The sequence below is a fragment of the Hansschlegelia beijingensis genome (assembly GCF_045505405.1).
Classification (GTDB): Bacteria; Pseudomonadota; Alphaproteobacteria; order Rhizobiales; family Methylopilaceae; genus Methylopila; species Methylopila beijingensis_A.
In genome coordinates this window covers 1-3,039 of record NZ_JBJKEX010000362.1, presented here as the reverse complement: position 1 = coordinate 3,039, position 3,039 = coordinate 1, and the positions used below count along the sequence as shown (strand labels likewise).

Below are 3,039 nucleotides of genomic sequence, written 5' to 3'. Positions count from 1 at the left end.
CCGGCCGGCGCCCCGGCTTCCAAAGGCGCCATCAGCATCCGCAACGTCACCAAGGTCTACGACCCCGACGGGGCGCCGCCGCACGCGACGAGCGCCCCGCCGATCAGGAGGCCGACATAGATCGCCCGGCGACGGAACATCGCTTCCTTTGGCCGCGAAGGAACATGGCGCCGCGCGCCCCGGCATGGTTAACGAGGATGAAACAGCCGTGGTTAACAAAGCCTTGCCTCCCGGCCGCCGCGCCTTCGCTGCGCGGCGGGATCAAAAGTGCTAGTTTCGAGGTTTCGCAGTGCGTTCGCCGGAGTCCGCGTCCCGAATGGTTCAACCGCTTCTTTCCTCGTCTCCCATCCCCGCCCCCGGGGTCGCCGGAAGCGCTGTCGACGCCGCAGCCGTGCAGGCCGCCGCCGTGGCGTCGGCGACGCGCACCATCGACATCGAAGCGGCCGGTCTCGAGCGGCTGGGGCGCGCGCTGCGCGAAGAGCTTGGCGGCCCGTTCGCGGCGGCGGTCGAGAAGATCGCCTCGGCCCGCGGCCGCACGATCGTCAGCGGGATGGGCAAGAGCGGCCATATCGGGCGCAAGATCGCCGCGACGCTGGCCTCGACCGGCACGCCCGCCTTCTTCGTGCATCCGGCGGAGGCGAGCCATGGCGACCTCGGCATGATCACGCCGGACGACGTCGTGCTGGCGCTGTCCTGGTCCGGCGAGACCGCCGAACTGCGCGACATCGTCCAGTATTCGTCCCGCTTCCGGGTGCCCGTGGTGGCGATCACCTCGAACGCCCACAGCGCGCTCGCCCGCGCGGCCGACGTCGCGCTCGTGCTTCCGCGCGTCGGCGAGGCCTGCCCGAACGGGCTTGCGCCCACGACCTCGACCACGATGCAGCTCGCGCTCGGCGACGCGCTCGCGGTCGCGCTGCTCGAAAGCCGCGAGTTCACGCCGGGCGATTTCAAGCGCTTCCACCCGGGCGGCAAGCTCGGCGCGGTGCTCACCTTCGTGCGCGACGTCATGCATTCCGGCGACGCCGTGCCCCTGGTGGCCGAGGGCACGCCGATGTCCGAGGCGCTGATCGTGATGACGACCAAGAGCTTCGGCTGCGTCGGCGTCGTCGATCCGGCGGGCGCGCTGGTCGGGATCGTGACCGACGGCGACCTGCGCCGTCACATGGGGCCGGACCTGACGGCGAAGCGCGTCGAGACCGTGATGACGCACGCGCCCCGCGTGATCGCCCCCGATGACCTCGCGGCGAGCGCGCTCAGCGAGCTGCAGAGCCGCGCGATCACCGCGCTGTTCGTCGTGGACGACGGCAGGCCGGCGGGCCTGGTGCACATCCACGACCTGCTGAAGCTCGGCCTCGCCTGAGGCCGAGCCAAGCCGGCTCACGTTCCTGCGGCGCCTTACACCTCTTTAAAAGGGCCTTAACCCTAACTCTTCACCATGCCCGCGTCGCCGCCGCTCCGGCGCGCCTGAGGGACGGGCATGGATTTCGCCACCATCATCGGCTTCGTCTTCGGGGCGGGCGTCCTGGGGTTCCTGATCCACGAGGGCGGCGGGCTCGAGCGCTACTATTCCGAGCACGCCGTGCTCGTGATCTTCGGCGGCGCCTTCGCGGCGACCTTCATCCGGTTCGAGCTGTCGGCGATCCTGTCAGCCTTCCCGACTGCGTTCAAAACCGTGATCAAGGGCGCGCACAGCAATCCGCGCGACCTGATTTCCGAGATCGCCGAGATGGCCGCGATCGTGCGCAAGTCCGGGCCGGTCGGCCTCGACAAGGCCAGCCCGCGCGACGCCTTCCTCGCCAAGGGCGTGCGCTACGTCGCGGACGGCTTCGACGAGAACTTCATCCGCGAGACGCTGGAGCGCGAGCGCGACCTCAACCTGCACCGGCTCGAAATGGCCTCGAAGGTCTTTCGCGGGATCGGCGACTGCGCTCCGGCCTTCGGCATGATCGGCACGCTGATCGGCATGGTGCAGATGTTCGCCGAGATGTCCGATCCCTCGAAGCTCGGCACCTTCATGGCGATCGCGCTGCTCGCGACGCTGTACGGCGCGGTGGTGGCGAACTTCTTCTTCCTGCCGATCGCCGACAAGCTGACCATCAAGTTCGCCCATGACGAGCTCAACCAGACGCTGGTCATCGACGGCGTGCTGCAGCTCAGGGCGTCCAAGAGCCCAGCCGTGATCAAGGAGATGCTGCTCGCCTACCTGCCCGAGAAGCATCGCGCAGATCTGCTCGAAGCGGCCGCCTGATGGCGCGCAAGAAGCATGACGCGCACGGCGGCGGGCACGGCTGGTTCGTCACCTTCGCCGACCTGATGGCTCTGCTGATGGCGTTCTTCGTGGTCCTGGTGGCGTTCTCGTCGCAGGACAAGAAGAAGATGGCGATCGTCGCGGGCTCGATGCGCGAGGCCTTCGGCTCGCAGAAACAGGTCATCGCCGACGGCGTGATCGACATCGCCGGATCGCCGGCCCGCACCGAACTGCTCAACAACACGGCCCGCACCCCGGAGGAGACCTCCGATCTCGCCGGCCCCCTTTCGCCCGACCGGCGCGACACCGAGCCGGCCGCGCGCGGCTTCGCCCGCGCCGCCGCGACGCTGCGCCAGGCGCTGCGCTCGATGCCCGAAATCGCCGACGTCTCGAACCAGATCGTGGTGGAGGACACCCCGGACGGGGTCTCGATCGCGATCGTCGACCAGGACGGCCGCTCGATGTTCCCGGCCGGATCGGCCGCGCCCTCGCAGCGCGTCGTGGACGCTCTCGCGGCGCTGGCGCCCTCGCTCCGGGCGCTGAACTACCCGATCTCCGTCACGGGCCACACCGCTTCGGGCGTGTCCGAGGGCGCGAACACCGACGCCTGGCGGCTTTCGTCGAGGTGTTCCAGGAGCACTGGAGCGTCGGCGCGCTCGAGCGCTTCGAAGGCTCGGCCGGCGCGCCCATGGTAGACCGCGTCGCGGAGGTCTATGGCCACATGCTGCCGCTGTGGCCAGTTCTTCTATCGATCACTAACGACAAGTCATCGTGGCGAGATTGCAGTGCAA

At 69.1% G+C, this 3,039-nt stretch carries 3 protein-coding genes; all 3 read left to right on the top strand.

From position 1 onward, the window contains the following. Nucleotides 1–316 precede the first annotated feature (316 nt). Nucleotides 317–1,360: a KpsF/GutQ family sugar-phosphate isomerase gene (locus ACIKT0_RS16025; RefSeq protein WP_407106356.1), complete on the top strand. Its 1,044-nt coding sequence runs from the start codon at nt 317–319 to the stop codon at nt 1,358–1,360. A 117-nt stretch (nt 1,361–1,477) separates the two neighbouring features. Further along, a complete protein-coding gene (locus tag ACIKT0_RS16020) occupies nt 1,478–2,248 on the top strand; it encodes a motility protein A (protein WP_407106354.1) in 771 nt (256 codons plus the stop codon). Further along, nucleotides 2,248–2,943: a flagellar motor protein MotB gene (locus ACIKT0_RS16015; protein ID WP_407106352.1), complete on the top strand. Its 696-nt coding sequence runs from the start codon at nt 2,248–2,250 to the stop codon at nt 2,941–2,943. Before ACIKT0_RS16020 ends, ACIKT0_RS16015 begins: the two co-directional genes overlap by 1 nt. Nucleotides 2,944–3,039: the final 96 nt, after the last annotated feature.